Source organism: Streptomyces alkaliterrae, from assembly GCF_007097205.2.
Lineage (GTDB): Bacteria > Actinomycetota > Actinomycetes > Streptomycetales > Streptomycetaceae > Streptomyces > Streptomyces alkaliterrae.
The window spans coordinates 1-2,429 of record NZ_VJYK02000506.1 but is presented as its reverse complement, the minus strand read 5'-3'; the positions used below and the strand labels follow the sequence as shown (position 1 = coordinate 2,429).

General features: G+C 69.7%; 5 protein-coding genes. 2 read left to right on the top strand and 3 right to left on the bottom strand.

Going from position 1 to position 2,429, the window contains the following annotated elements:
* Together FNX44_RS26160 and FNX44_RS26155 are read right to left on the bottom strand one after the other, a co-directional pair.
* On the bottom strand, positions 1-149 hold a 149-nt coding region (locus FNX44_RS26160), incomplete at its 3' end, for a DUF397 domain-containing protein (RefSeq protein WP_143651453.1).
* Positions 146-973, bottom strand: a complete 828-nt coding sequence (locus FNX44_RS26155; protein WP_143651452.1) for a helix-turn-helix domain-containing protein — start codon at positions 971-973, stop codon at positions 146-148. The genes FNX44_RS26155 and FNX44_RS26160, both read right to left, overlap by 4 nt.
* 497 nt (positions 974-1,470) lie before the next feature.
* Here FNX44_RS26155 and FNX44_RS26150 point away from each other — a divergent pair, with 497 nt between their 5' ends.
* Together FNX44_RS26150 and FNX44_RS26145 are read left to right on the top strand one after the other, a co-directional pair.
* The gene (locus FNX44_RS26150; protein WP_143651451.1) at positions 1,471-1,749 is read left to right on the top strand and encodes a DUF7848 domain-containing protein; all 279 of its coding nucleotides are present in this window, start codon (positions 1,471-1,473) and stop codon (positions 1,747-1,749) included.
* A complete protein-coding gene (locus tag FNX44_RS26145; RefSeq protein ID WP_143651450.1) occupies positions 1,740-2,162 on the top strand; it encodes a hypothetical protein in 423 nt (140 codons plus the stop codon). Before FNX44_RS26150 ends, FNX44_RS26145 begins: the two co-directional genes overlap by 10 nt.
* A 44-nt stretch (positions 2,163-2,206) precedes the next feature.
* Here the strand turns inward: FNX44_RS26145 and FNX44_RS28350 are convergent.
* The coding region (locus tag FNX44_RS28350) for a hypothetical protein (RefSeq protein WP_173019297.1) at positions 2,207-2,429 on the bottom strand (223 nt) is incomplete at its 5' end.

The window sequence follows — 2,429 nt, the reverse complement described above, 5'->3', positions numbered from 1 at the left end:
GGGAGGGTGAGGGCCGGGCCGGTCGGGTGCTTGGAGTCGCGGACGGGGACCACGCCGCGGGAGGCGGCGAGGTTCGCCGCGACCTCGACGCACTGGCCGCCGTTGTTGCTGTAGGAGGACTTGAACCAGCGGGGGGATTCGGTCGTCACGGTGTGCCCTTTCGCAACTGGTTGACCATCGCCACGGAGGCCGCCTGGGAGGGCGCTTCGGCCTGTAGTTGATGGTAGGCCGTCAACATGGGGAGAACGAAGGCGAGATCCCGCTCAAGATGGCCGCGCTGTGCGGACTCGGAGTACGCCGTCAGGGAGCGGTCCGGGGACGTCAGGACCGTTATGGGCAGGTCGAACGGTCGCCTGGCGCCCATGTCGAAGGTGGCGACCTGGAGGACGGTGTTCGGCTGGTCGGCGAACTCGACCAGCCGGGCGAGCTGTTCGTCCATCACCTCCGGCTCGCCGATGGGGCGGCGGATGCAGCTCTCGTCGAGTACGGCGAACACCAGCGGCGGTGGCGTGCGGACGAGGGCGGCTTGCCGCTCGGCGATGAGCGCTACCCGCTCGTCCGCCTGCTCGCGTGTGATCGCGCCCCGCTTCACCGCACTGCCGGCCAGGACCGCTGCGTACTCGGGTGTCTGGAGCAGTCCAGGTATGACGCCCACCTCGTACAGCCGGATCTCGGCTGCTCGCCCTTCGTGGTCGATGAACTGGGGGAAGCCCTCCAGCAGTGCGCCGTGGCGCATTTCGTGCCACTGGCGTTCGAACAGGTCGCCTGTGCCCAACGCGGCGTCAGAGCGCCGCGCGAAACGCAAAGTAGGGAATTTGTGGCCGGTTTCGACGGACGAGATGTGGGTGCTGGAGTATCCCATCTGGTCGCCCAGGTGGTCCTGCGTCCAGCCGCGCTCCGTACGTGACTTGCGGAGACGTGCGCCGAAAGCTGCCTGAGGCGAGCTGTCCGGGTCCAACTCCTTGATGTTCAAAGGCTTAACACCGACCTTTCGTCCTTCCCTGAAACGTTGATGGGCTTCTGACTGTAGGCCACGCTGAGTCCCCTTGGTAGTGGAATCGCTACGGAGAGGAGTCGTCGTGGCCGGTGAGGGTCTGCGCAGGAACGGTCGGCGGTCGGAAGTGGTCGGGCCTGAGGGGCCAGGCCGGGCCGGCCGCGTGGGGGCGGGCTGTGAGCGGTGTGTGGAGCTGCGGGAGGAGGAGAGGCGCGCGGAGGGCCGTGGAGATCCGTCCGGTGCCACGGACTGCCGGGTGTTGTTGCGGCGGCACGCCGGCGAGTGCCGGGCGGCGGGGGAGGGTGCGCTGTGACGGCGGCGGGTGAACCTTGCAGTCAGGAGGACGAACACTCGTCGGATGACGGGTGGTTGGAAGCGCGGTCTGGGGAGGGTCTGTTGTCCCTGGCTGAGGCGCGTCAGCGGTCGGCCGAGCTCGGGGCCGCGATCACCGAGCATCTGAAGCGGGTGGGGCGGGCGTGAGTGAGGTGTATGCGTTCCGGCGCTTTGCGGTCGCTGCGGACATCGAGCCGGATGCCGAGGCCGTCACGTACACCATGCAGTGCGCGGTGTGCGGCGCGTGCGGGCCGGTTGTGGAGGTGAGCAAGGAGGCGGAGCTTCCGGGGGAAGCGAAAGGGCGGGCGGCTCGGGACGCCGCCGCGTGGGTGCGGCAGCACCGGTTCGCGCAGCGGGAGCACCTGACCTACCGGCTTGTCGAGACTCGGCCGTACCGGCTGGTTCCGGGGGCGTGGCAGTGATGCTCTACGTCGACGGGTACTGGTGTGAGGCGGTCGTTCGCAGCCCTGAGGCCGAGGGGGAATGGCTGCTCGGTACGCATCTCGCGCGTTCTCCGGCGGAGGCGATGAGATGGCTGCGGGCACAGGCCGAGCGCATCGCACGGGCCCTTGATCCGGTGCCGGGCGGCGGCGGTCCTTTCCCGTCCGCCGTCCTCCGCGCGAGCGACGAGGTCGGGGCGCATGTCGGGCACGTACTGCGGGAGTGGCTTGACGATCGGCCGTACCAGGAGAGGCAGCGCAGGGCGCTGGAGGAAGGTCGGCACATCAGCGCCAACGCCGGGGCGCGCGATCGGGTCGTCGGGGTCCGCGACGCGGCCCAGGTGTACTACTCGCTCTCGTGTCGTCCCATCACCAGCCGCAGCCTACTCACGTGAGGAGGCTGGAATCGGCGCTCGGCTGCGGCCCCGCCCGCGCCGTGTCACTGGGGGTCGCGGCGCCAGTGTTCCAGGGTGGGGTCCAGGGGCGAGTCGTAGACGCCGGTGCCCTGGCAGTGTTTGCACTGTCCGGCGCGGGCCAGGGACTCGGCGGGTCCTCGGAAGGGGTCGGGGCCGGGCACGTAGGCCAGGACGCGGGTGATGACGCCGGAGCCGTGGCACCACTGGCAGATGGGGCCGGCGGGGTGTTCGGGGTTGCTGCTCACG